Below are 23,926 nucleotides of genomic sequence, written 5' to 3'. Positions count from 1 at the left end.
ACTCGGTTCCCGATTCCGGCCGGGAACGAGGCAGGATTGTGACCATGTCCAACACTCCCATGGCGGCGAGCCCGCTCACCCGGGCCGTACTCGAGATCGACGAGTACGTCTCCGGCCTCGGCTGGGACCAGCCCGCCCGCCTTTTCGCACTCGTCGACACCGCCCGGCTCCGGGCCGAACAGCCCTCGCTCGCGGACCGGCTCGGTCTGGACGACGCGGCGGAGAACCCCGGCCTCACCCCGATCGAGCAGGACGAAGTTCCAACGGGCAAGCCGCTCGACGAGTTCCTCGCCACCATCGCCTGGCCCGACGCGGTGACCGGCTGCGCCCTCGCCGTGGAGCGCCTGATGCTGCCGCCGTCCGCGGAGGCCCAGGTTCCGCAGGGTCTGGACGAGGCCGCGCTGACGAAGTGGGTGGCGGACCACCCGGACCGCCAGGAGGTCCGTATGACGGTCGCGGTGCTGCGGGACGGCACCCGTGAGTCGGCCCTGCGCCTGCGCGAGAAGGACTCCCCGACGGAGGTCCTCACCGGATCCGATCTGGTACCGGGTCTGGCGGCGGCACTGGCGGCGACGTTCGAGGAGTAGCCGGCGGCTGCGCGGCCCGGGCCGGTCGTCCGGCCCGGCGGACTACTTACCGCACGTCGGCAGACCGGCGGTGTCACCGCTGCGGATGTCCTTGAGAGCGCCGAGGGCGTCGTCGATGGTCTTGACCTTGATGAGGGTGAGGCCCTCGGGGGTGTCCTTGGCGGCGGCCTCGCAGTTGTCCGCGGGCGTCATGAAGTACTGCGCGCCCTTGGCCCGCGCGCCCACCGTCTTCATCTCGATGCCGCCGATCGGACCGACCTTGCCCTCGTCGTCGATCGTCCCCGTACCCGCCACGAACTTGCCCCCGGTCAGACTGCCCGGCGTGAGCTTGTCGTAGATGCCGAGCGCGAACATCAGACCGGCGCTCGGCCCGCCGACGTCGGCCAGCTTGATGTCGATGGAGAACGGGAACGTGTGGTCGGTCCCCGCGGAGATCCCCACGATGGCCCGCTTCTCGCCGGCGTCGTCCGACGTCGTCGTCGTGATGGTGATGTCCTGTGTCTTCGTCGGCGTCCGCTTCTCCTTCTCCGCGGCGACCTGCTCCTTGGCGGGCACGATCGTGAAGCGGACGTCCTGGCCCGGCTTGTGCTTCGTGACGAGCTTCGCGACGTCGGCCGGCTCCTTCACCACCGTGCCGTCGACGGCCTTGATCACGTCCCCGGCGTGCAGCTTGCCCTCGGCCGGGGATCCCTTGACGACCGTCGAGACGATGACCCAGGACTTCACCGGAACGTCGAGTTCCTTGAGCGCGGCGACCTTGGCGCTCTCCTGGGACTGGCTGAACTCCTCGGCGTTCTCCTGGGTGGACTGCTCCTCGGTCTTGCCGTCCGGGTAGAGCGTCTCGTGCGGCACGACCTTGTTGTCGTGCGCGAGCCAGCCGTAGACGGCCTCGACCAGGTTCATCCGGTAGTCGGCGCTGGTGACCCGGACCGTCGTCATGTTCAGATGGCCGCTGGTCGGATATGTCTTCCGCCCGGAGACCCGGAGCACCGGCTCTCCGCCGTGATCGCCCAGCGTGTTCACCGTCGGCCCCGGGGACATCTCCGCATACGGCACGGGGATGAACACTCCCGCGCACAGGAGCGCGATCAGCATCAGGGTGGAGGCGAGCATCGTCGCGGTGCGGCGTGGCATGACTCGACAGTACGGGACGGTCCTGTCAGCGCACCGTCAGGGCCGCCCGTCCGAGGCGGCCCTGTGGTCTCACACGCTTGTGACCTGCTCTTTTCCCTGGCCTTCAGGGCCCGGCCGGGGCCTCTCCATGGCCTCGCGGAAGCGGGCGTAACCGATGAGTTCCGGGCCGTCCCCACGGACCTTGCGGGTCCGGTTGGCCCAACTGCCCCAGAGGCCCGCGCCGATCGCAGCCACAAGCGGAATCAGCAACCAGGCGAGCGCCGCCATGCCGACCTCCAACCCCTTGAGCGTCCGCAACTGACTGATCAGCAGATTAACCATCCGCAGTGACAACGCTCACGCCAGGGGTCCGGTTACGCAACCGGAAGGCCGGGTCCCGGATTCACCGGAAGGCCGCGCCCCGGATTCACCGTAAGGCTGCGTCCCGGATTCAGCAGGCGCCCACCCACTCCTCGGTGCCGTCGGAGAACTTCTGGTGCTTCCAGATGGGCACTTCGTGCTTGAGGTCGTCGATCAGTTTCCGGCAGGCCTCGAAGGCCTCTCCTCTGTGCGGGCACGAGACGGCGACGACCACGGCGAGGTCACCGACCCGGAGATCCCCCACGCGGTGCACGGCCGCCAGCGCCCGCACCGGGAACTCGGCGACGACCTTCTCGGCGATCCGCCTCATCTCGGCCTCCGCACTGGGGTGGCAGGAATACCCCAGCTCCGCCACGTCGGCACCCCCGTCGTGGTTCCGCACGGTGCCCACGAAGAGCGCCGTGCCGCCGGCCGCGTCGTCCCCGACGGCCCGGAACACCTCGTCCACCGTAAGGGCCGTGTCCCGGATCCCGATCAGCCTGATCGGATCCTGCGCGGCCTGCTCACCCGGGTGATCGCTCGTGGATGCCATGCCTCCATCGTGCCGTACGCGACCGACAGCGCGGAATAGAGCTATCGACCGGCACGCGCGCGTGCGCGTTGGACTGTCCTACGACTCTCGTACGGCGGGACAGGAGAGGCGGCTCTCCCACGGCGGGACCGTGGAGACGGGGCCGGCGGGCGGGTCAGATGCGGCGCCGGGCCTTGCGCGCCCGCCGCACCACCGCGGCGGCGCCCAGCAGCGCCACCGTCGCTCCCGCGGCACCCGCGGCCGTCGCGTCCTTGCGGCCCAGTCGCCGCCCGGCCACCGTGTGCCGGCCGGAGACCTCCTCCAGGAGCTCCGCCAGCACCTCCTCGTTGGTGTACCGCGGCCGCCACCCCGCGTCGTGCAGCCGGCTGCCGCTGACCACCCAGGGGTACATCGTGTACGCCAGGTCCCCGGCCGGGGACGGCGTGAGCCCGATGCGGTGCAGCCGCTGGGCCGCACCCAGCGCGACCGCCGACGGCAGCTCCATCCGCCGGATGCCGCTGAGCTCCTCGACCTCCTCCTGCTCCAGCCACCCGTCGCACCCGACGGTCAGTTCCCCGTCGACCTTCTCCAGGACGGCGTACTCCAGCGCGCTGCACAGGTCCTCGACGTGGCAGAACTGCCACGCGGGCCGCGACCCGGCGACGACGAGCAGCCGGGGAGACTCGAAATACCTGGTCAGCGCGGTGTCCGTGCCTCCCACCAGGATCGCCGGCCGCACCACGGTGACATTCAGCCCCGGGTGTGCTCTCGGCGCCCGACGCGCCAGCCGCTCGATCTCCAGCAGGTCGCCGACGCCCGTCGCCTCGGCCGTGGCCCGCAGCTCCGCGTCCTCGGAGAGCGGCAGCTCGTTGTCCGGCAGTGCCCCGTAGACCATCGCCGAGGTGCACAGCACCACCCGGTGCACTCCGGCCGCTGCGGCCGCCGTCAGAACGGTCTGCGTCCCCCGTACGTTGTAGGCCGTTCGGGCGGCGGCGTCCGTCTCCAGGTCGAGGTCCAGGGCCAGGTGCACCACCACGTCGGCACCCCGCAGCTTCTCCGCGATGGCCGGATCCCGCACGTCCAGGATGTGCCACTGCGCCGCGTCGCACTCGCCGCGCCGCTCGTCGATGGCGACGACCTGCTTGACCTCGTCGGACGCGGCGAGCCGCTCGGTGAGCAGGGCGCCGACGCCGTACGCGGCACCGGTGACCGCGACGACGGGTCCGCGCCCCGCGGGGCCCGCGGAACTGGTTGACTGGTTTCGCGCTGCGCGAACCTGCGGATCTGGGGAACTCACCGGGCGTCTCCAGCGGTTGTCTTCAGTACGAGCGCGAGCGACGCGTGCGTACCAGGTGGCATCCATCCTGCCGCAGGCTGTCAGTCGGCGAAGCACCGAGGCCCGATCCGCCCCAGGTGTCTACGCTGGGTGGTGTTGTCGGGCAGCCGTGCCGCCGGAAAGAACCGGCGGCCCTACCAGCCGAGGAATCCCGTGAGTGACACCCCATTCGGATTCGGCCTTCCGCCGGAGGAGCCGGACGACGGCGACGAGGGCAAGAAGAAGGACCAGGAGAGCGGTGGTGGTCAGGGACCGGCCAATCCGTTCGGTTTCGGCGGCCTGCCCGGAGCCGGAGGATTTGGCGGCGGCCCCGGCGGCCCCGGTGCGGACAATCCGTTCGCAGCCATGTTCGGCTCCCTGAACCCCAACGACCTGGGCGCCGCGTTCCAGCAGCTGGGCCAGATGCTCTCCTACGAGGGCGGCCCGGTGAACTGGGACATGGCCAAGCAGATCGCCCGCCAGACGGTCTCCCAGGGCAGTCCCGACGGCACCAAGGACACCAGCGTCGGCCCCGCCGAGCGCAAGGCCGTCGAGGAGGCCGTCCGCCTCGCCGACCTGTGGCTCGACGACGCCACGTCGCTGCCGTCCGGTGCCGGCTCGGCCGTGGCCTGGAGCCGCGCCGAGTGGGTCGAGGCGACCCTGCCCGCCTGGAAGGAGCTCGTCGACCCGGTCGCCGAGCGCGTCGGCACCGCCATGGGCGACGTCCTGCCGGAGGAGATGCAGGCCATGGCCGGCCCGCTGATCGGCATGATGCGCTCGATGGGCGGCGCCATGTTCGGTACGCAGATCGGGCAGGCCGTCGGCGTGCTCGCCGGTGAGGTCGTCGGCTCGTCCGACATCGGCCTGCCGCTGGGCCCGGCCGGAAAGGCCGCGCTGCTGCCGGTGAACATCGAGACGTTCGGCAAGGACCTGAGCGTCCCGCAGGAGGAGGTGCGGCTGTATCTCGCCCTGCGCGAAGCCGCCCACCAGCGGCTCTTCGCGCACGTGCCGTGGCTGCGCTCGCATCTGTTCGGCGCGGTCGACGGGTACGCCCGCGGGATCAAGGTCGACACGGCCAAGCTGGAGGACGTCGTCGGCCAGTTCGACCCGCAGAACCCCGAGCAGCTCCAGGAAGCCCTCCAGCAGGGCATGTTCCAGCCCGAGGACACGCCCGAGCAGAAGACGGCCCTGGCACGTCTGGAGACGGCTCTGGCGCTCGTGGAGGGCTGGGTCGACGCGGTGGTCCACGCCGCCGCGAAGCCCCGACTGGCGTCCGCCGACGCCCTGCGTGAGACGCTGCGCCGCCGCCGCGCCTCGGGCGGCCCGGCCGAGCAGACGTTCGCCACGCTGATCGGCCTGGAGCTGCGCCCGCGCCGCCTGCGTGACGCCTCCCGTCTGTGGGCCTCGCTCACCGACGCGCGCGGTGTCGACGGCCGGGACGCCCTGTGGCACCACCCGGACATGCTGCCGACGGCCACCGACCTGGACGACCCGGACGGCTTCGTACACCGCGAGCAGATCGACTTCTCCGAGCTGGACAAGATGCTCGGCGAGGCGGCGGACAAGCCCGACCTGAAGAAGCCCGACCCGAAGAAGAAGGACGAGGGCGGGGGCGAGAACAAGGGCGACGACGCCGAGTGAGCCTGTACGACGACGCGGTCCTCGTGCTCAAGGAGTACGAGGACCAGCCGGAGCTGCGCCAGGCCTACCTCGACCATCTGGCCGAACATCAGGACGGCCTGTGGAAGGCCTGCCCCGCGGGACACATCACGGCGAGCGCCCTGGTGATCGACCCCGAGGCCGGCCGGGTCCTGCTGACCCTGCACAGAAAGCTGCGGATGTGGCTCCAGATGGGCGGCCACTGCGAGCCGGGCGACAGCTCCCTCGCGGCCGCGGCGTTGCGGGAGGCGACGGAGGAATCCGGCGTCTCGGGCCTCTCACTGCTGCCGGGCGGCCCGGTGCGCCTGGACCGGCACCCGATCCCGCCGCCGTGCCACTGCCACTTCGACGTCCAGTACGCGGTCCTGGCGCCGCCGGACGCCGCGCACGCGATCAGCGACGAGTCGCTCGACGTGCGCTGGTTCGGGTACGACGAGGTGGCGGAGGTGGCCGACGAGTCGGTCGTCCGCCTGCTGGAGGCCACGCGCGCGAGACTCGCGGTCTGAGCATGTGTAAGGGGCGGCCGCGACTGCGGCCGCCCCTTACATTCGGTCCTGACGGTGGGTTGCGCGCCCTCAGGGGCGCGGGGAACTGCGCGACCGGCCACAGACGGCCCGCAGCCTGGGCCGGACCGCACAGCCCCGGGCCCCGATCGGCCCAACCCGCGGAGCGATCAGTTCCAGACGTTGCCCTGGTTCTGCCCGCGCGCTCCCTGCTGGCCCATGCCGTACTGCGCGGCGAGGCCCGAGCCGACCTGGGCGTTCTGCGGTGGCAGCAGTTCGCTGGGCTGGACGAGCGCGAAGCCGGTGCCCATGAAGCTCAGCTCCCAGCCCTCGCCGGTGCTGCCGCGGCGCCGCCACACCCCGGAGGAGTGCGTCTGGGCCTGCATCTGCACCCGCAGGCTCGTCGACCAGGCGACGATCGCGTCGGCGTCGCAGTTGACGTACTTGTCGGGCGTCACCTGCATCAGCAGCGGCATGCCCGAGGTCATCAGGGCGATCTTGCCCCGGCCGGTGATGTTGAGCTGGTACTTCCCGGAGCCGGAGATGCCGTAGAGGCTGTCGACGGCGATGACCTCGTGGTGCAGGGAGGAGTCCATCGCCAGCACATAGCTGCTGTCGACGGTCAGACCGTCCTGCTCCACCTCCATGACGTGGACGTGCTGCTTGAGGTTGGCGAGGTAGACCGTGCCCTGCCCGTGGCAGCGCATCAGGTCGAGTCCCTCACCGGTGTGCGCACGCGAGCGTGCCTGGTCATTGCTCTGGTACTCGGCGTCGAACTCGACGAGACCCTGGTAGGCGACCATGGTGCCCTTGCGGGCCAGGATGTCGTCGTGGCCCTCCAGGGCGACGCGCAGCATCTGCTTGTTCTGCAGACTCCAGCGGTCCTGGGTCTGCTGCTCGTTGTAGGCGAAAATCGGGCTCTGCATGGCTCTCTGGCTCCCCCTCAGCCCCGGGCCCGGAGGCGGTCGGTGCTGTCCTCGCTGGGCTGGACGACGACGATGCCCTGACCGGAGAAGGCCATCTGGTAGGCCTCGCCGCTGCCGCGGCCGATCAGCGACTGCGCCCGGAAACTGCGCTTGCCCTTCACCTTGAGGTTCGGGGACCAGGCGACCAGGGCGTCGGGGTCGACGTAGGTCTCGTCCTCGCCGCCTCCGCAGTCGACGACGATGGGCTTGCCCCGGGAGGTCAGCGCGACCCAGCCCTGCCCGGAGATCCTGGTGTTCCACAGGCCCTGTCCGGCGAACTTCGCCAGCCCCTTGACCCGCTCGACCCCCCAGGTGAGGTGGGCGTCGAAGGCGAGCAGGTTGGTGGCGTTGACGGAGATGCCGTCGCCGTTGAGGTTGATCACGACGACGTTCGCCCCGTAGTCGGCGAGATAGAGCAGGCCGTCGCCGGAGCACTTCATCAGGGGCGCGCCCTCGCCGGTCATCCAGTCCTTCGCGATCTGGCGCACGGCCGGCGGGTTGGGCTCGTACTGCACGAAGCCCTCGTAGGCGACCATCGATCCCACGCGCGCGAGGAGGTCGTGTCCGGTCTGCATGGCGACCTTCAGCATGTGGTTGCCGTGGTTCTCCATGCGGGCGGTGACGGGTGCGGGGGCGTAGCCCGCGAGCTGCTGTGTCATGACGGGCTCCCTCAGACCTCGTACGGCTGGACGACGATGAAGTTCCCGGGCGCTCCCCGGAACTGGAGGTTGACGCTCTCCCCGCTGTCACCCGGGTAGGCGTTGCGGCGCATGCGCACCTGGCTGGAGACGACGACCTGGGCGGCGGCCGACCAGGCGACCACGGCGTTGCAGTCGGCGAACGTGGTGGGCGTGACCGGCAGGACCACGGGCGTGCCGTGGGTCTTCACGACGATCGTGCCGGTGCCCGTGAACTGCATCGTGAACAGCGCGCCCCCGGGGATGCCGTGCCCCTCGATGCGGCGCACTTCGTACTGGAGGCCCTCGTCGAAGGCGAGGACGTTCTCGGCGGAGACGCAGATGCCGTCGCCCTGGAGCTCGATGGGGTGCAGCATCGTCGAGTCCTCGGCGAGGAACACCTGTCCCTGGCCGGTGCAGCGCATCAGCTGCATCTCCTGGCCGGTCGCGTTGCCCACGATCCGGCCGGAGAAGCCGGCGCCCTTGTAGCTGAAGTCGACCTTGCCCTGGTAGAGCACCATGCTGCCCTGGCGGGCCAGTACGGGCTGTCCGCCGATGCCGAGGTCGACGCGGACGAGCTTCTTGTTCTGCTGCGTCCAGCGCTGCCCGGTGGGGGTCTCCTTGAATTTCTGGAGCGCGGCGGCGACACCGGGGCCCTGCGGTGCTCCCTGGGGAGTTCCCTGAGGCGCTCCTTGCGGCACTCCGTAGGGGGCCTGCCCGGGCGGCTGCTGGCCGTAGCCCGGGGGCGGTGTGGGCTGGCCGTATCCCGGGGGCGGGGCCGGGGCATGGGGTGCCTGGGGTGCCTGGGGCTGGCCGTAGCCGGGCGGCGGCGGGGCCGTCTGGCCGGGGACCTGGCCGTAAGGCGGCGGCTGCTGGCCCGGCTGGCCGTACGGCGCGGGCGCCGGGGCCGGGGGCGGCACCGGGGAGCCGCCGGGCGGGGTGTTCATGGGCGCGACGATGGTCGGGGCGGCGTGCACCTGAGGTGCGGGCGCCGGGGCCGGAGGCGGAGTTGCGCCGGACGGGGGCGCGAAGCCCTGCGCGGCGGGCTGGGGAGCGGGCGCCGGGGCCGGGGGTGCTGCCGGTGCGGGAGCCGGGGCGGGTTCCGGAGTGCCGGGGACGCCGAACGCGGGCGGTGCGAAGCCCGGGGCGGCGCCGGTCTGCGGCTGCTGCGCGGCGGGCGCGGGCGGGGCGGTCGTCTCCTCCTCGGCCACCTCGCCGCCGAAGTTCTTCAGCAGCGCGTCGAGACCACCGTCGAAGCCCTGCCCGACGGCGGCGAACCGCCAGACGTCCTTCAGGTAGAAGTCGCCGAGCATCACGGCCCGTTCGGTGGAGAACTCCGAGCCGTTGAAGGAGTAGCGCGCCACCTCCTCGCCGCCCGCGACGATACGGATGTAGCCGGAGGCGATCTGCGACATCTGGCCGGCGCCGTCGATCGTCGCCGTGAAGGACAGCTTCTGGATCTGCGGCGGGATCCGGTCGAGCGTCACCCGGAAGGACTCCGTGTCGCCCGCCTGGGCGCCCAGGAGCTGAACGGACTCCTCGGGGGACTTCGGCTGATTGAAGAAGACGAAGTACCGGTCGTCCGAGAGCCGTTCGTCGGCGTCGAGGCCGAAGCAGCTGATGTCGAAGGTCAGCCCGGGGCCGGCGATCTGTACACCTACGTACAGATCCGTGCCCGCGGTGAGGTCACTGATCCTGGCCTTGTGGCCGCGTTGGAATTCCCTGGCCATGCGTAACGACCGTCCCCCATCCAGAACGTGATTGCGTCGCGCCAGGCTAACGGCAAACTCGGACACCGGAGTCAGTCGGTACAGACCCGGTACAGAACCCGTGCCCGGCCGTATCGGCTGCTCTCTCGCGGAAAGCGGTCACTTACCCCGGAGCTCACGGTGGGTGCTCATCGCGGATGCACATCCCGCCACTCGGCTCACGGGGCACTCAGCCGCAGGGCCGCGACGGCGCTCGGCCCGCGGGACGCTCAGCCCGCGGGGCTCTCACCCCGCGCACCGGGCACATGGGGCAACCGCTCGGCCGCGACCACGCCTTCGAGGTAGCCCCGGGCCCGCTCCGTGCGCGGATAGGCCTCCAGCAGCGCCCAGAAGCGGGGGCCGTGTCCGGGGACCAGCAGATGGGCGAGTTCGTGGACGAGGACGTAGTCGACGACGTACTCGGGCATGCCCTGGAGACGGTGGGACAGGCGGATGCTGCCCTCGGACGGGGTGCAGGATCCCCAGCGGGTGTTCTGGTTGGTCACCCAGCGCACCGAAGCGGGCCGCGCCCGCCCGTCGAAGTACTGGTCCGAAAGGCGCCGGGCTCGCTCGCAAAGCTCGGCGTCGCCGAGGGCCCGCTTGCTCTCCTGGGCGGCCAGCTTGTCGAGCATGACGTTCACCCAGCGCTGCTCCTCCGCCTCGGACATCCGGGCGGGGATGAGCACCACGGTGCGATCGCCCTCGCGGTACGCGGAGACCGTTCTGCGGCGGCGGGCGCTCCTGCGGACCTCGATCGCGCTCGCCCCCGAGCCGCTCGGCGGCTGGCTCGTCGTGCTGCGCTGTGGCTTTCCGGCGCGGTGCAGTGGGTCGGCGGGCACGCCCCGACGTTACCCGCTGTACCCGGGGAAGTCCCGGCTCCGAGAGGGTTGGATGGCGATGCCCCCGCCGACCGCCGGATTTGTACGACGAATACCGGCACCTGTGGACAACTTTCTGCAGCCGGTGACGGGTTTGGGCATGCTGGCTGTTGTCGGCGAAGCGCCGGACAGGCCCGGCCCGGGACCAGGCGGGCCTGTGACCGGGTCGGCGCGCGGCATACGGGGACGATCTATGGCATACGGGGGCCTGTCATGCATCCGATGGTGAAACCCGCGCTCAGGCGCGGCTGGCGCGACCTCAACACCGTGCAGTTCGGGATGACACCGGCGCATGCGATGACGCTCGGTCCGATGGACCTGGCGACGGGCAGCTTTCTGGATCTGCTGAACGGCACACGGGGGATGGAGCTGCTGCGCGAGGAGGGGCGCCGGATGGATCTGCCCGACGGCCATGTCGACGGGCTGGTGCGGCGGCTCGCCCGGGCCGGGCTCCTCGACGACGCGCGGGGCGGCGGGCCGGCCGCCGACGCCCTGCGGCAGAAGAGGGAGGTCCTCGACCGGCTGCGTCCCGACCTCGCTTCCCTGTCCCTGACCACCTCGGCACCGGGCGACGCGATGCGGCAGCTGGCCGCCCGGCGCTCACAGCGTGTGCAGGTGCGGGGCGCGGGCCGGGTCGGTGCCGTGCTGGCGTCGCTGCTGTCGGGCGCGGGCGTGGCCGAGGTCGACGTGCGCGACGGTGGCCGTGTGGAACCGTGGGATGTCGCCCCGGGCGGGCTTCCCGCGGAGGCCGTCGGCGACCGCAGGGACGAGTCGGCCCGCCGGGCCGTGCGCCGGGCGGCCCCGGACCGGCCGCCGCGCCGCGCGGCAGCCCGGACCTCCCCGGAGGAAAGCGACCCGGGCTTCTCGCTGGTGATCGTCGCCCCGCGCGACGACGTCGCCGTGCACGCGCCCGACCCGTCGGCGGCCGAACCCCTGATGTCCTCCGGGACGCCCCATCTGTACGCGGGGGTCGTGGAGGGGACCGGGGTGGTCGGCCCCCTGGTCCTGCCCGGGGAGACGGGCTGCGCGGGGTGTCTGCACGAGAGCCGCACGGACCAGGATCCGGCCTGGCCTCGTCTGTTCGCCCAGTGGCGCTCCGGCAGGCAGCGACAGGTGCGGCCCTGCGACCTGACGCTGGCCACTACGGTGGCCGGACTGGCCGCCGCTCACGCGCTCGCCTTCCTGGACGGCCGGGTTCCGTCGAGCGCCGGGGCGCGCTGGGAGGTCTCGGTGCCCGGTCTCCACTGGCATGCGCGGCCGGTCCGGGCGCATCCGGCATGCCCGTGCGGGGCGGCGGAGAGAGGAAAGGGGGAGCACCCCTCGGAGGATGGGGAGTCACACGAGACAATGGCGGTGCAACGGCCGTCGGCGCAGTGCCGTAAGGCAGCGGCGAAGCGGCCGGCTGGGACTTGGAGGGCGCATGTCTGATCTTCCCCGGAAGGCGGTCACCCGGACCGCCAAGCTCGCCGCGCTCCCGCTCGGCATCGCCGGGCGGGCGACCTGGGGATTCGGCAAGCGAATCGTCGGCGAGTCCGCGGAGCTCGTCGGCCGCGAACTCCAACAGCGCACGGCCGACCAGCTGTTCAAGGTGCTCGGCGAGCTCAAGGGCGGCGCGATGAAGTTCGGCCAGGCCCTGTCCGTCTTCGAGTCCGCGCTGCCGGAGGAGGTGGCCGGCCCCTACCGGGCCGCGCTGACCAAGCTCCAGGAGGCGGCGCCGCCGATGCCGACGCGCACGGTGCATGCGGTGCTCGAGGAGCGGCTGGGCGAGGGCTGGCACGAGTTGTTCCTGGAGTTCGAGGACAAGCCCGCCGCGGCGGCCTCGATCGGACAGGTGCACCGCGGGGTGTGGCATGACGGCCGCGAGGTGGCGGTCAAGGTGCAGTACCCGGGCGCCGGCGAGGCCCTGCTGTCCGATCTGAACCAGCTGAGCCGCTTCTCCCGCCTGCTCGGCCCCCTGATCCCCGGCATGGACATCAAGCCGCTGATCACGGAGCTGAAGGACCGCGTCTCGGAGGAGCTGGACTACGGCCTGGAGGCCCAGGCCCAGCAGGCTCACGCCGAAGAGTTCGCGGACGACCCGGACGTGATCGTGCCGCAGGTGGTGCACCAGTCGGACCAGGTCCTGATCACGGAGTGGATCGACGGCATCCCGCTGTCGGAGATCATCTCGGACGGCACCCAGGAGCAGCGCGACCGGGCCGGCCAGCTCCTCGCCCGCTTCCTGTTCTCCGGCCCCGCCCGCACCGGCCTGCTGCACGCCGATCCGCACCCGGGCAACTTCCGGCTGCTGCCCGGCGGCCCGGACGGTGAGGACGACTGGCGCCTGGGCGTCCTGGACTTCGGAACGGTCGACCGTCTCCCTGGCGGTCTGCCGGCGACCATCGGCGAGTCCCTGCGGATGACCCTCGACGGGGAGGCCGAGGCGGTCTACGAGCTCCTGTGTGCGGAGGGGTTCGTGAAGGAGACCATAGAGCTGGATCCCGACGCGGTCCTGGACTATCTGCTGCCGATCATCGAACCCGCCGAGGTCGAGGAGTTCACCTTCACGCGCGGCTGGATGCGCAGCCAGGCGGCCCGCATCGCGGACCCGCGCTCCCCCGCCTACCAGCTGGGCAAGCAGCTCAATCTGCCGCCGTCGTATCTGCTGATCCACCGGGTGACACTGAGCACGATCGGCGTCCTGTGCCAGCTGGGGGCTACGGTGCGGCTGCGCGAGGAGTTGGAGGAGTGGCTGCCGGGGTTCATCCTGGACGACCCGGCGGACAGCGAGGAGTCGGTGGCGGAGGCATGAGCCTCAGCGGGCACCACGGGTGACCGGCGGCCCGCGCCTCACCACCAGTCCGAGTCCAGGCGCCCTTCGATCGACCTGAGGTTCTCCCGCGAGCAGGTCTCGCAGAAGTAGCGGCGGGCGCCGTTCTCGACGGAGTGGGTCCAGGTCAGTGGCGGGCCGTCGGCCAGGGTGCCGGCCGCCCTGCCGCAGCGGTCACACGCGAGCGGCTGGGGCTCCGCTGCGGGGCTGTCGTCACCGTCGCCGGGAGGACTCGTCACGGGGCGACGATATCGCCGTGCCCGACGGCCGCGTTGCGTGACGCGGGGTTCGTCCGCCGTCCGCGCACGGCCCGGCCGGTTCGTGCGGTGTACAACGCACCGCGGGGGCCGGTCCGTTAGGCACGGACCGGCCCCCGCGGGGAGAGCTCGGCCTCCCGGGCTCGGGAGGCCACCGCTTCTGGTGAGGTCGGTTACTGCATGACCGCCATGGCGAGCGCCCGGCGGGCACGCCGTGAGGCGCGCTCCGCCCTGCGCTGCATCCGGCGGGCGGTCGCCAGGCGCACGGCCGGGCGATCCCGCTCCGCCTCTTGCAGTCGCTCGTGCATATGCGCACGGGCCATGGCTTCTGGGATGAGTTGCATCTCTCGGGTCCTGTTCTGACGCGAGTCCTTCGCGCCGGTGGTGGTGAAGTCTTGGGTCGCGGAGCCTGCGGGCTCGTCAGTGGACGGCTTCATCGGGGCCTGCTTCTGGGGGTCGTTCGTGAGGGGGCGGTCGATCGTTCCTGCGGTGTTCATGCCGTAACCGGGTTCTTGCGCGGGCGGCCACGCGGCCGCTTCCGGGCGACGACGACACCCTGCACGAACAGCTCGCCACCCCAGACGCCCCAGGGCTCACGCCGCTCCTTGGCGCCGGCGAGGCAGGCCTCGACCAACGGGCAGGTGCGGCAGAGGGACTTGGCGTACTCGACGTCCGCGGGCGACTCGGCGAAGAAGACCTCCGGGTCGTAGGAACGGCACGGGACGGGCACGCCGAGGTTCTCGATGGCGTCGTCGAGCGCGGTGAGCGCGGTGAGCGGGGTCAAGGCGGAGTCCTCCGTGGAGCCGGGCTTGGGGATCGTTTCGGAAGGCGGTACGGACGGGGCGTGCGCTTCGAGTTGCACGGTTCGTCTTCCTCGTCTGGTCGTTCCGGCCTGTTGGCCGGGGGGCGGCTGGTACCGGGTTCTTTTCTTGTCCCGAGGCTCCTTCGGTCCGTCGTCCCTGGTCGGGGACAAACAGAAGGGCCGCGGATCCCGGATGGGGTTCCGCGGCCCTGAAGGCGCCGGCCTGATCGGCGATCAGGCTGGATCACTCCAGGGTTCTGGCCCACGGAAGGCCCACATCTGGTGGTGCTGCGTCGTCTGCTTCCGGAATCCGGCACCGGTCGCCGTAAAGGCATAGGCCTGCGCCTGTGCCACTACTGCCACTTCCAGTGCCTTGGTCGGTCGCTCATTGCGCTCACGGACGGGAAGGCCCGCGGGAGCAACGGAGGCGGACGCCGGACGCGCGGCACGAATGCCGGACAGACCGGTGCCCAGGTTCGAAACGGCGAGCATGCACGCGGAGACGGCCGAGCGATCGGTCATTTTCACGATGCTGACGGAGCTGGTGTTGATGCTGATCACTGGACTCGCCTCCTCTCGGCGTCTCGGGGGACTGGATGAACCAGTCCTGCGGATATGCAAGTACAACACGGAATCAGGGCCTCCGAGAAGGCCGCTGCTCTCGTGCCTAAGAACCTATGGGGATTGCTGGGGCATGCGCAAACTATTTTTTCGACGAGTTCGCGTCAGCCCTGATCTGCGTCCCCTCCGGCGTACTGGCCTGCGCAGATGGCCAGTACGTCGGCTCCGTAGCGATTGAGCTTGCGCATCCCCACGCCCGGGATGCGCGCCAACTGGTGCTCGTCGTCCGGCGCGGTCTCGGCAATGGCCATCAGGGTCCTGTCGGTGAAGACGCAGAAGGCGGGCTGACCACTGCGTCGCGCCTGGTCGGCTCGCCACTCGCGCAGCTGCTCGTAGAGGCCCTCGTTCATGTCGGAGGGGCAGTCGTCGCAGCGCATCAGCTTCATCTCGCCCGCGTCGGTCAGCGTGCGGCCGCAGACTCGGCAGCGGGCGGGCGTTCGCTGAACTCTCCTCGGGGCGGAACCCCTGGTTCCGGGGATTCCGCGCTCGATGCCGCCCGTACTGCCGACGGCGGAACGGGCGGTGGTGGCCGTCGAACCAGGGCGCAGCCCGTCGAGGAAGCGGCTGGGGCGGCGGTTGGGGCGGCCTCCGGGGGAACGGGACAGGGCCCAGGAGACATGGAGGCGTTCGCGCGCGCGGGTCACGCCGACGTACAGGAGGCGGCGCTCCTCCTCGATCTGGTCGTCGGTCTTGGCGTAGGTGATCGGCATCATGCCCTCGGCGACACCGACCAGGAACACGACGTCCCACTCCAGTCCCTTGGCCGAGTGCAGGGAGGCGAGGGTGACGCCCTGCACGGTGGGGGCGTGCTGGGCGTTCGCCCGTTCGTCCAGTTCGGCGACGAGGTCCGCGAGGGTGGCACCGGGTTTGGCGGCGGCGAAGTCCTGGGCGAGGTTCACCAGGGCGGCCAGGGACTCCCAGCGTTCCCTCACGGCGCCGGAGCCGGCCGGTGGCCGTGGTGTCCAGCCCTCCCCCGACAGCACGGCGCGCACCTGGGAGGGCAGGTCGACGGCGTCGTCCAGAAGGGAGTCGTTGCCGCCGAAGCGGGCCGCGCCGCGCAGGGCGACGCTCGCCTTGCGCACCTCAGCGCGGTCGAAGAACCGCTCGGCGCCGCGCAGCTGGTAGGGCACCCCGGCGTCGGCGAGGGCCTGCTCGTAGGTCTCGGACTGGGCGTTCGTCCGGAACAGGATGGCGATCTCGGCGGCCGGGACCCCCGCGTCGATGAGTTCGCGGATGCGCCGGGCCGCGCCCTCGGCCTCGGCGGGCTCGTCCGTGTACTCGGTGTAGACCGGCTCGGGCCCCGGGGCGCGCTGGGAGACGAGTTCCAGGCGGTGGTCGGCGGCGCGGCCCTTCGCCTGGGCGAGCAGTCCGTTGGCGAGGTGGACGACCTGGGGCGTGGAGCGGTAGTCGCGGACCAGCTTGACGACCGTGGCGCCCGGGTGGCGGCTGCGGAAGTCGAGCAGATGGTCCGGTGTCGCTCCCGTGAAGGAGTAGATCGTCTGGCTGGCGTCGCCGACGACGCACAGGCTGTCCCGGTCGCCCAGCCACAGTTCCAGCAGGCGCTGCTGGAGGGGGCTGACGTCCTGGTACTCGTCGACCACGAAGTGCTGGTACTGGGCGCGGACCTGCTCGGCGATGTCGTGCCGGTCCTGCAGGACGGCCACGGTCAGCAGCAGCACGTCCTCGAAGTCGATGACGGAGCGCTCGCGCTTGACGTCCTCGTAGGCTGCGTAGAGCTGGGCGATCTCGGCGGGGTCGCGGGGCGTCTCGCGGCCGGCCTTGGCGGCGGCGGCCGCGTAGTCGGAGGGGACGGTCTGGGTGACCTTGGACCACTCGATCTCGGCGGTGACGTCCCGCAGCTCGCCCCGGTCGAGGCGGATGCGGCAGGCGGCGGCCGCGTCGGCGACGAGCTGGACCTTGCGGTCGACGAGCCGGGGCATGGAGCCGCCGATCGCTTTCGGCCAGAAGTACTGGAGCTGGCGCAGTGCCGCCGAGTGGAACGTGCGCGCCTGGACGCCGGCGGCGCCGAGCTGGCGGAGCCGGCCACGCATCTCTCCGGCGGCGCGGTTGGTGAAGGTGACGGCGAGCACGCTGGAGGGCTGGAGGAGACCGGCGCGCACTCCGTAGGCGATGCGGTGGGTGATCGCCCGGGTCTTGCCCGTACCGGCGCCCGCCAGGACGCACACCGGACCGTGCAGGGCCGTGGCCACCTCGCGCTGCTCGGGGTCGAGCCCTTCGAGAACCGCGTCGGGGGTGTCCGGTACCTGCGGGAACAGGGTGGAGTGCGTTGCTGCTGTCACATGGCCATGCTGCCAGGTCGCGCGAAACGGCTGTGCCGGTTGTCCACAGGCGGCCGCTGATAGTCGTACGAATGCGGCAGGCGTCACGTCCGACGGGGTGCGGGCCGCGGGAATGGTGGCCCTTGCGCGTACGTTCCACCTCTGCGAACCACCCGTCCCCGAGCCACCGAAGGAGCACGAGCGACATGCCGGGCACTGTGACGATGTACAGCACCACGTGGTGCGGCTACTGCCGTCGGCTGAAGAGCCAGATGGACCGCGAGGGCATCGCGTACACCGAGATCAACATCGAGCAGGACCCGGAGTCCGCCGCGTTCGTGGAGAAGGCGAATGGCGGAAACCAGACGGTGCCCACCGTTCTGTTCCCGGACGGCTCCACCCTCACCAACCCGTCGCTGGCTCAGGTGAAGCAGAAGATCGGCGCCTAGTCGCCGTGCCGTTGTGCCGGGAAGGCGGTTCCTGAGGTGTCTCAGGGGCCGCCTTCTCGTCGTGTGTCCCCCGGTTTGTCCCACACGCCGGATCTCTCCCCAGGACATGTGCACGTCTTCCATGGGCATCCCGGCCGGTCCCCGCTTGCCGAAGTCGGGCGCCCTCGTCAGGCGACGCTTCTCGTCGGCAGCGGCTTGCCGTACCAGAGCTCTATCAGGCGGGCCGCGATCGAGATGCCGTACGGCGGGAGCACTTCACCGGACTCGAAGGCGGCGCGCAGTTCGTCGCGGGAGAACCAGCGGGCCTCGTGGATCTCGTCCCCGTCGACGTCTATCTCGGTCGAGGTGGCGCGGGCCAGGAAGCCCAGCATGAGGCTGGACGGGAAGGGCCAGGGCTGGCTGGCGACGTACTCGACCTGGCCGACGGTGATGCCGACCTCCTCGTGGACCTCGCGGCGCACCGACTGCTCGATGGACTCGCCGGGCTCGACGAAACCGGCGAGCGTCGAGAAGCGGCCTTCGGGCCAGTGCACCTGGCGGCCCAGCAGGATGCGGTCCTCCTCGTCGGTCACAGCCATGATCACGGCCGGGTCCGTACGCGGGTAGTGCTCCGCGCCGCAGGCCTGGCAGCGGCGGATGTGACCGGCCGCGGCGATGACGGTGCGCTCGCCGCAGCGGGAGCAGAAGCGGTGGGTGCGCTGCCAGTTCTCCAGGCCGACCGCGTGCACCATCAGGCCCACGTCCCGGGCCGACAGGAGCAGGCCCGCCTCACGCAGACCCGCCGGCCGCGCGGACTGGTCCATGCGCCCGGGCAGGGAGTCCTTCTGGAGGGCGAAGTAGCTGACGCCGTCCTCGTCGTTGCCGAGGAAGTAGCGGTGGGCCTCGGTGAGGGGGGCTTCGAAGGAGGGCGTCATGACGAGTTCGGTGCGCCCGTCCGGCGTCTCGTCGATGAGGACCTGGCCGCCGGAGACCACGAAACAGCGCGTGGAGGGATGGCTCCACGCCGCCGCGAGCCAGGCCTCGTCGAGCCGGTGGTGCGCGGCCCGGTCGATGCCGCTCGGAGCGGTGAGCGAGATGGGTCGGTCGGCGTTCTGGTCGGTCCAGGTGGTCACGGGTGCTTCCAACTCCCCGGGGGAACTGTCGGGTTCGGCGGGCTGATCAGCGGAACGTACGGCGGGAGGCGACCGGGTCCGGCGGGGGTGTGCGGGGCGGGGCGGTACGGGGCAGCCCTCCCAGTGTGCCCCGCGCACCCTGCCGGTCCGGACGGCGCGGGACTCTCAGGGCGCATGGCGCCAGTGCTCGGCGAGATCGCCCCACAGGTACGCGGTGGTCTCGACGCCTTTGAGAAGCAGATCGAGTTCCACTTTCTCGTTCGGGGCGTGCCAGCCGTCGGACGGGACGGAGATGCCGAGGAAGAGCACCGGAGCGCCGAGTACGTCCTGGAGGTCCGCCGCCGGTCCGGAGCCGCCCTCGCGTGTGAAGCGGACCGGCTTGCCGAAGGCCCGGCCCATGGCGCGGGCGACCGACTTCAGGGCCGGGTGGTCCAGCGGCGTCAGGCACGGGCGCGTGGCCCCGCTGAAGGTGATCTCGCAGCGGATCCCGGCGGGCACCTGCTGCTCGGCCCAGGTCCGGACGGCCTTCTCCACCTGGCCGGGGTCCTGGCCCGCCACCAGCCGGAAAGACAGCTTCACCATGGCGGAGGACGGCACGACGGTCTTGCTGCCGGGGCCCTGGTAGCCGCCTCCGATGCCGTTGACCTCCGCGGTCGGGCGGGCCCAGACGCGCTCCAGGGTCGTGTACCCGGCCTCGCCGTGGGTGGCGTACGACTTGGCCGCGCGCAGCCACTGGCGCTCGTCGAAGGGCAGTTCGGCGAAGAGTTCCCGCTCGCGGTCGGTGAGTTCGATCACGCCGTCGTAGAAGCCGGGGATCGCCACGCGCGCGTGCTCGTCGTGCAGGGCGGCGACGAGGCGGGCGGCGGCGGTCGCCGGGTTGGGCACCGCGCCGCCGAAGGAGCCGGAGTGGATGTCCTGGTCGGGGCCGTGCAGCCGTATCTCGCACTCGGCGAGGCCGCGCATGCCGGTGCACACAGTGGGGGTGTCCTCGTTCCACATGCCGGTGTCGGAGACGATCACCGCGTCGGCGGCGAGCCGCTCGGCGTGCTGTTCGACGAGGGCCCGGAAGTGCGGCGAGCCGGACTCCTCCTCGCCCTCGATCAGCAGCTTCAGGTGCACCGCCGGGGTGGTGCGGCCGGTGGCGGCGAGGTGGGCGCGCACGCCGAGGGTGTGGAAGAACACCTGGCCCTTGTCGTCGGCCGCTCCGCGCGCGTAGAGGCGGTTGCCGCGGACGACCGGCTCGAAGGGCTCGCTGTCCCAGCCGTCCTCCCGGGCGGCGGGCTGCACGTCGTGATGGCCGTAGACCAGCACCGTGGGCGCCTGCGGGTCGTCACAGGGCCACTCGGCGAAGACGGCGGGCGCGCCCGGGGTCTGCCAGACCTCGGCCGTCGGGAACCCGGTCTCCTTCAGCTTGGCGGCGAGCCAGTCGGCGCTGCGTCGTACGTCGGGCGCGTGGTCCGGCTGAGCCGACACCGAGGGGATGCGCAGCCACTCGGCGAGGTCGTCGAGGAAGGCGGCGCGATGCTGCTCGATGTACGTACGGACGACACTGTCCGGGGTCTGGCTCATGGTCACGAGCCTATCGGCCCGCACTGACGTCCTCGGAGTGCGGTTCCTCACCGGACGACTCCCCGAGACCCGACGGCTCCCCGATACCGGACGGCTCCCCGAGCAGCAGCCGCTCCAGCGCGGCCCGGTCCGGCAGGTCGTCCGGCCGTACAACCTCGCCGCTGCGCACGTAGAGGAACGCGGCCGTGACCGACTCCGGCGGGACGCCCTGCTGCTCGGCCCAGGCGAGGCGGTAGACGGCGAGCTGGAGCGGGTCGGCGGTGCGGGTGCGGTTCGTCTTCCAGTCGACGATCTCGTACGTCGTCTCCTGGCCGTCGCCCTCCTTGTAGACGGCGTCGATGCGGCCCCGTACGACGCGGCCGGCGATCTCGAGCTGGAAGGGGGCCTCCACCCGGTAGGGCGTGCGGTGCGCGTACCCGGTGCGCTCGAAAGCGTCCTTGAGGGCTTCCAGGTCCTGTTCGTCGGCGATCTCGGCGTCGCCGCCGGGCAGTTCGCCGGGCTCCAGGAACGGCAGCGTCAGCGCTTCGAAGCGGGCCTCGACCCAGGCGTGGAAGCGGGTGCCGCGGCGGGCGGCGGGCTGCGGCGGGCGGGGCATGGGACGGGCCAGCTCCTGCGCGAAGCCGTCCGGGTCGGCGGCCAGGCTCAGCAGCTGGGACGCGGTGAGCGACGCGGGCAGGGGGACCTCGGTGACGCTGTCGCGGGCGCGCAGGAGCTCTCCGGCGAGGGCGTCGAGGTCGCGGTCCCAGGAGGCGACGGTGCGGGCTTCCTCGGGAGTGAGGTGGGGGTGTTCCGGCGTCGTCGGGTGTGGGCGCGCAGCGGGGAGTTCGGGTGAGGTCGCCTGGTGCGGGACGGTGGGGCGGTTCCCCGGCCGCTCTCCCCGGCTGGCCGGCCACTCCTCCCGGTCGCCCGACCGCTCCTCCCGGTCCGCCGGGTCTTTCGCGACGGCGTCGTCCTCGATGGGGTCGTCGTCGAAGGGATCGTCGTCGAACGGGTCCGGTTCGTCGTACGGAGGCTCGTCGTCCTCGGGGGGCGGCGGCCACTCCGGGTCGTCGACCCTGTCCGGGTCGTGCGCGGCCGCAGGGTGCCCGTCCTCGTGGGACGCCAGGTCCTCCAGGTGGGCCAGGACGGTCGCCGCGGCCGCGCGGCGGCGGGCCAGGGCCGTCTCGTCCAGGGGCAGGGGCCACACCTGGTCGGCGGTGTCCTGGTGCAGGGCCGGGTTCTCCTCGTCCTCGGCGGGTTCGTCCGCCCAGGCCTCGATCTCGCCGTACCCGGCCGCGCAGTGGTCGTGGAGGGCCTGGAGGAACGCGGACGGTCCGCGGCGCTTCTTCTGGGTGGGACCCCACCAGTGGCCGGAGCCGAGGAGCAGCGAGCGGGGGCGGGTGAAGGTGACGTAGCCGAGGCGGAGTTCCTCGGTGTGCTGGTGGTCCTTCATGGCCTCGTGGAAGGCCTTCAGGCCCCTGGCGTCCCAGGACTCCACCTCGGGCAGGGTGTCGGCGTCGCCGCGCAGCCGGTGCGGCAGGACCTTGCCCTGGGAGGTCCACTTCTCGCGGCCCTGGCTGCTGGGGAAGGTGCCGGTGACCAGCCCGGGGACGACCACGACGTCCCACTCCAGGCCCTTGGACTTGTGGGCGGTGAGCACCTTGACGGTGTTCTCGCCGCCGGGGAGGGCGTTGTCGAGGCCTTTCTCGTACTGGGCGGCGGTGCGCAGGAAGCCGAGGAAGGCGAGCAGGGTGGCCTCGTTGTCTCCGGCGGCGAAGGAGGCGGCGACGTCGAGGAAGTTGGAGAGGGTCTCGCGGCGGCGCGCGGCCAGGGCGTGCGGGGACGCCGACAGTTCTACTTCCAGGCCGGTGACGGCCAGGACGCGGTGCAGGACGTCCATCAGCGGGTCGGCCAGGGAGCGGCGCAGCTCGCGCAGTTCGGTGGCCAGGCGGGCGAAGCGCACGCGCGCGTCGGGTGAGAAGGGCAGTCCGTCGTCGTCCCCGCGGCCGTCCAGCGGCGTCTCCAGGAACGTGTCGAGGGCGTCCGCGAGCGAGATCACCTCGGCCGGGTCGACCCCCTCGACGGCCTCGGCGAGCCGGCGGTCCGGGTCGTCGTCGCCCTCCACGCGCGCGTGGGACACCAGGAGCCGGGCGCGCCGCCCCAGCAGGGCGAGGTCGCGCGGGCCGATGCGCCAGCGCGGGCCGGTGAGCAGCCGGACCAGGGAGGCGTTGGCGCCGGGGTCCTGGAGGACCTCGCAGACGGCGACGAGGTCGGCGATCTCGGGCAGGTGCAGCAGACCGGACAGGCCGACGACCTCGACCGGGATGTCCCGGGCCACCAGGGCGCCCTGGATCTCGGCGAAGTCGGTCGCCGTACGGCACAGCACGGCGATCTCACCGGGTGCCGTCCCGGTCCGGACGAGGTGGGCGACGGAGTCGGCGGCCCAGTCGATCTCCTCGGCGTGGGTGCGCAGCAGGGCGCAGCGGACCATGCCGTCGCGTTCGGCGCCGGGGGCCGGGCGGAGGGCCTCCACGCCCGCGTGCAGGGCGCGCAGGGGCTCCGCGAGGCCGTTCGCGAGGTCGAGGAGACGGCCGCCGCTGCGGCGGTTCTCGCTGAGCGCCTGCCGGGTCGCGGGACGGCCGTCGGCGTGGGCGAAGTGCTCGGGGAAGTCGTCGAGGTTGGCGACGGAGGCGCCGCGCCAGCCGTAGATGGCCTGGCAGGGGTCGCCGACGGCGGTGACGGGGTGGCTGGTGCCCTCGCCGAACAGGCCGGCCAGGAGGACGCGTTGGGCGACCGACGTGTCCTGGTACTCGTCGAGCAGGACCACCCGGAACTCGTCGCGCAGGTCGCGGCCCACTTCGGGGTTCTTCGCGAGCCGGGCCGAGAGGGCGATCTGGTCACCGAAGTCGAGCAGGTCCCGCTCGCGCTTGGCGGCCCGGTAGCGGGTGACCAATTCCGCCAGTTCCCGGCGGGCGGCGGCCGCTTCGGGCACCTTGCGCAGGTCGGCGTTGGTGAGCTTGGCGCCGCCCAGGGTCAGCAGCAGTTCGGCGTCGTACGCGCGCAGCGCCTCCGGGCGGACGAGGTGCTCGGAGAGCTCTGCGTCGAGGGCGAGGAGGTCGCCGACCAGGTCCGGGAAGGAACGGGTCAGGGCCGGGTAGGTCCCCGGGGCCTCGCGCAGCACGCGCGCGGCGAGCTGGAAGCGGGTGGCGTCGGCGAGCAGCCGGGACGTGGGCTCGAGGCCGATGCGCAGGCCGTGGTCGGCGAGCAGGCGGCCCGCGAAGGCGTGGTACGTGGAGATCACCGGCTCGCCCGGCGGGTTGTCCGGGTCGATGGCGTCCGGGTCGGTGACACCGGCCCGGACGAGCGCCTTGCGGACGCGCTCGGCGAGTTCGGCGGCGGCCTTGTTGGTGAAGGTGAGACCGAGCACCTGCTCGGGTGCGACCTGGCCGGTGCCGACCAGCCACACCACGCGTGCCGCCATCACCGTCGTCTTGCCCGAGCCGGCTCCGGCGACGATCACCTGCGGGGCGGGTGGCGCGGTGATGCAGGCCGTCTGCTCAGGGGTGAACGGGATGCCGAGGAGCTCCTTGAGCTGCTCGGGATCAGTGATACGGGCGGGCACGTCAGAGAGGCTAGCGGCGGCCACTGACAGTGGTGGCCGGATCGGCTCCCGGGGCAGAAGAAGCGCAGGTCAGCACGGGTGGTGCGATAA

The 23,926-nt window shown here is 71.8% G+C and carries 22 protein-coding genes; 6 read left to right on the top strand and 16 right to left on the bottom strand.

Annotated features, from left to right (window positions below; translation table 11 throughout):
- Positions 1-44 precede the first annotated feature (44 nt).
- On the top strand, positions 45-587 hold the full coding sequence (locus tag ACZ3I3_RS12885) for a PPA1309 family protein (protein WP_467364499.1): 543 nt from the start codon (positions 45-47) through the stop codon (positions 585-587).
- Positions 588-629: 42 nt separating this feature from the next.
- On the opposite strand, the gene ACZ3I3_RS12880 is transcribed toward ACZ3I3_RS12885, so the two are convergent.
- From ACZ3I3_RS12880 to ACZ3I3_RS12865, 4 genes are all read right to left on the bottom strand, one after another.
- Complete coding sequence (locus ACZ3I3_RS12880) at positions 630-1,721, bottom strand: YlbL family protein (RefSeq protein ID WP_467364498.1); 1,092 nt, start codon at positions 1,719-1,721, stop codon at positions 630-632.
- A gap of 69 nt (positions 1,722-1,790) precedes the next feature.
- Positions 1,791-1,988: a hypothetical protein gene (locus ACZ3I3_RS12875; protein WP_467364553.1), complete on the bottom strand. Its 198-nt coding sequence runs from the start codon at positions 1,986-1,988 to the stop codon at positions 1,791-1,793.
- Positions 1,989-2,151: 163 nt separating this feature from the next.
- Positions 2,152-2,613 carry a molybdenum cofactor biosynthesis protein MoaE gene (locus tag ACZ3I3_RS12870; RefSeq protein ID WP_467364497.1) on the bottom strand — a complete coding sequence of 154 codons (462 nt, stop codon included), beginning with the start codon at positions 2,611-2,613 and terminating at the stop codon, positions 2,152-2,154.
- A gap of 154 nt (positions 2,614-2,767) precedes the next feature.
- Positions 2,768-3,889: an SDR family oxidoreductase gene (locus ACZ3I3_RS12865; protein ID WP_467364496.1), complete on the bottom strand. Its 1,122-nt coding sequence runs from the start codon at positions 3,887-3,889 to the stop codon at positions 2,768-2,770.
- Between the two features lie 192 nt (positions 3,890-4,081).
- On the opposite strand from ACZ3I3_RS12865, the gene ACZ3I3_RS12860 reads away from it, so the two are divergent.
- Both ACZ3I3_RS12860 and ACZ3I3_RS12855 read left to right on the top strand, forming a co-directional pair.
- Entirely contained in the window at positions 4,082-5,548 is a 1,467-nt protein-coding gene (locus ACZ3I3_RS12860) for a zinc-dependent metalloprotease (protein ID WP_467364495.1), read from the top strand.
- The gene (locus ACZ3I3_RS12855; protein WP_467364494.1) at positions 5,545-6,072 is read left to right on the top strand and encodes an NUDIX hydrolase; all 528 of its coding nucleotides are present in this window, start codon (positions 5,545-5,547) and stop codon (positions 6,070-6,072) included. The genes ACZ3I3_RS12860 and ACZ3I3_RS12855 overlap by 4 nt, the downstream gene beginning before the upstream one ends.
- Positions 6,073-6,239: 167 nt before the next feature.
- On the opposite strand, the gene ACZ3I3_RS12850 is transcribed toward ACZ3I3_RS12855, so the two are convergent.
- The 4 genes from ACZ3I3_RS12850 to ACZ3I3_RS12835 all read right to left on the bottom strand — a co-directional run bounded on the left by ACZ3I3_RS12850 (position 6,240) and on the right by ACZ3I3_RS12835 (position 10,298).
- Positions 6,240-6,995 carry an AIM24 family protein gene (locus ACZ3I3_RS12850; protein WP_467364493.1) on the bottom strand — a complete coding sequence of 252 codons (756 nt, stop codon included), beginning with the start codon at positions 6,993-6,995 and terminating at the stop codon, positions 6,240-6,242.
- A 17-nt stretch (positions 6,996-7,012) separates the two neighbouring features.
- Positions 7,013-7,693 (bottom strand): AIM24 family protein, encoded by a 681-nt coding sequence (locus ACZ3I3_RS12845; protein ID WP_467364492.1) that lies wholly within the window; start codon positions 7,691-7,693, stop codon positions 7,013-7,015.
- 11 nt (positions 7,694-7,704) lie between these two features.
- A complete protein-coding gene (locus ACZ3I3_RS12840; RefSeq protein ID WP_467364491.1) occupies positions 7,705-9,441 on the bottom strand; it encodes a TerD family protein in 1,737 nt (578 codons plus the stop codon).
- A gap of 248 nt (positions 9,442-9,689) precedes the next feature.
- Entirely contained in the window at positions 9,690-10,298 is a 609-nt protein-coding gene (locus ACZ3I3_RS12835; protein ID WP_467364490.1) for a M48 metallopeptidase family protein, read from the bottom strand.
- Positions 10,299-10,550: 252 nt separating this feature from the next.
- Here ACZ3I3_RS12835 and ACZ3I3_RS12830 point away from each other — a divergent pair, with 252 nt between their 5' ends.
- Positions 10,551-11,765, top strand: coding sequence for a TOMM precursor leader peptide-binding protein (locus ACZ3I3_RS12830; RefSeq protein WP_467364489.1), 1,215 nt, complete (start codon positions 10,551-10,553; stop codon positions 11,763-11,765).
- Positions 11,758-13,128 carry an ABC1 kinase family protein gene (locus ACZ3I3_RS12825; protein WP_467364488.1) on the top strand — a complete coding sequence of 457 codons (1,371 nt, stop codon included), beginning with the start codon at positions 11,758-11,760 and terminating at the stop codon, positions 13,126-13,128. The genes ACZ3I3_RS12830 and ACZ3I3_RS12825 overlap by 8 nt, the downstream gene beginning before the upstream one ends.
- Positions 13,129-13,166: 38 nt before the next feature.
- Here ACZ3I3_RS12825 and ACZ3I3_RS12820 read toward each other — a convergent pair whose 3' ends face one another.
- From ACZ3I3_RS12820 to ACZ3I3_RS12800, 5 genes are all read right to left on the bottom strand, one after another.
- Positions 13,167-13,385, bottom strand: coding sequence for a hypothetical protein (locus ACZ3I3_RS12820; protein ID WP_467364487.1), 219 nt, complete (start codon positions 13,383-13,385; stop codon positions 13,167-13,169).
- Positions 13,386-13,576: 191 nt separating this feature from the next.
- Positions 13,577-13,900 (bottom strand): hypothetical protein, encoded by a 324-nt coding sequence (locus ACZ3I3_RS12815; RefSeq protein ID WP_467364486.1) that lies wholly within the window; start codon positions 13,898-13,900, stop codon positions 13,577-13,579.
- Positions 13,897-14,265, bottom strand: coding sequence for a WhiB family transcriptional regulator (locus ACZ3I3_RS12810; RefSeq protein ID WP_010047663.1), 369 nt, complete (start codon positions 14,263-14,265; stop codon positions 13,897-13,899). Before ACZ3I3_RS12810 ends, ACZ3I3_RS12815 begins: the two co-directional genes overlap by 4 nt.
- A 174-nt stretch (positions 14,266-14,439) precedes the next feature.
- Positions 14,440-14,766, bottom strand: a complete 327-nt coding sequence (locus tag ACZ3I3_RS12805; protein ID WP_467364485.1) for a hypothetical protein — start codon at positions 14,764-14,766, stop codon at positions 14,440-14,442.
- A 164-nt stretch (positions 14,767-14,930) separates the two neighbouring features.
- Positions 14,931-17,126 carry an ATP-dependent DNA helicase UvrD2 gene (locus tag ACZ3I3_RS12800; protein ID WP_467364484.1) on the bottom strand — a complete coding sequence of 732 codons (2,196 nt, stop codon included), beginning with the start codon at positions 17,124-17,126 and terminating at the stop codon, positions 14,931-14,933.
- A 185-nt stretch (positions 17,127-17,311) separates the two neighbouring features.
- On the opposite strand from ACZ3I3_RS12800, the gene ACZ3I3_RS12795 reads away from it, so the two are divergent.
- On the top strand, positions 17,312-17,554 hold the full coding sequence (locus tag ACZ3I3_RS12795; RefSeq protein ID WP_004983675.1) for a mycoredoxin: 243 nt from the start codon (positions 17,312-17,314) through the stop codon (positions 17,552-17,554).
- Between the two features lie 167 nt (positions 17,555-17,721).
- Here ACZ3I3_RS12795 and nudC read toward each other — a convergent pair whose 3' ends face one another.
- From nudC to ACZ3I3_RS12780, 3 genes are all read right to left on the bottom strand, one after another.
- Positions 17,722-18,666, bottom strand: a complete 945-nt coding sequence (nudC, locus tag ACZ3I3_RS12790; protein ID WP_467364483.1) for an NAD(+) diphosphatase — start codon at positions 18,664-18,666, stop codon at positions 17,722-17,724.
- A gap of 165 nt (positions 18,667-18,831) precedes the next feature.
- Positions 18,832-20,235 carry a dipeptidase gene (locus tag ACZ3I3_RS12785; protein ID WP_467364482.1) on the bottom strand — a complete coding sequence of 468 codons (1,404 nt, stop codon included), beginning with the start codon at positions 20,233-20,235 and terminating at the stop codon, positions 18,832-18,834.
- Positions 20,236-20,245: 10 nt separating this feature from the next.
- Positions 20,246-23,836, bottom strand: a complete 3,591-nt coding sequence (locus ACZ3I3_RS12780; protein WP_467364481.1) for a UvrD-helicase domain-containing protein — start codon at positions 23,834-23,836, stop codon at positions 20,246-20,248.
- Between the last annotated feature and the right edge of the window lie 90 nt (positions 23,837-23,926).

It is taken from the genome of Streptomyces sp. NPDC016851 (genome assembly GCF_055562795.1).
This window is presented reverse-complemented; position numbering and strand designations above follow the sequence as displayed.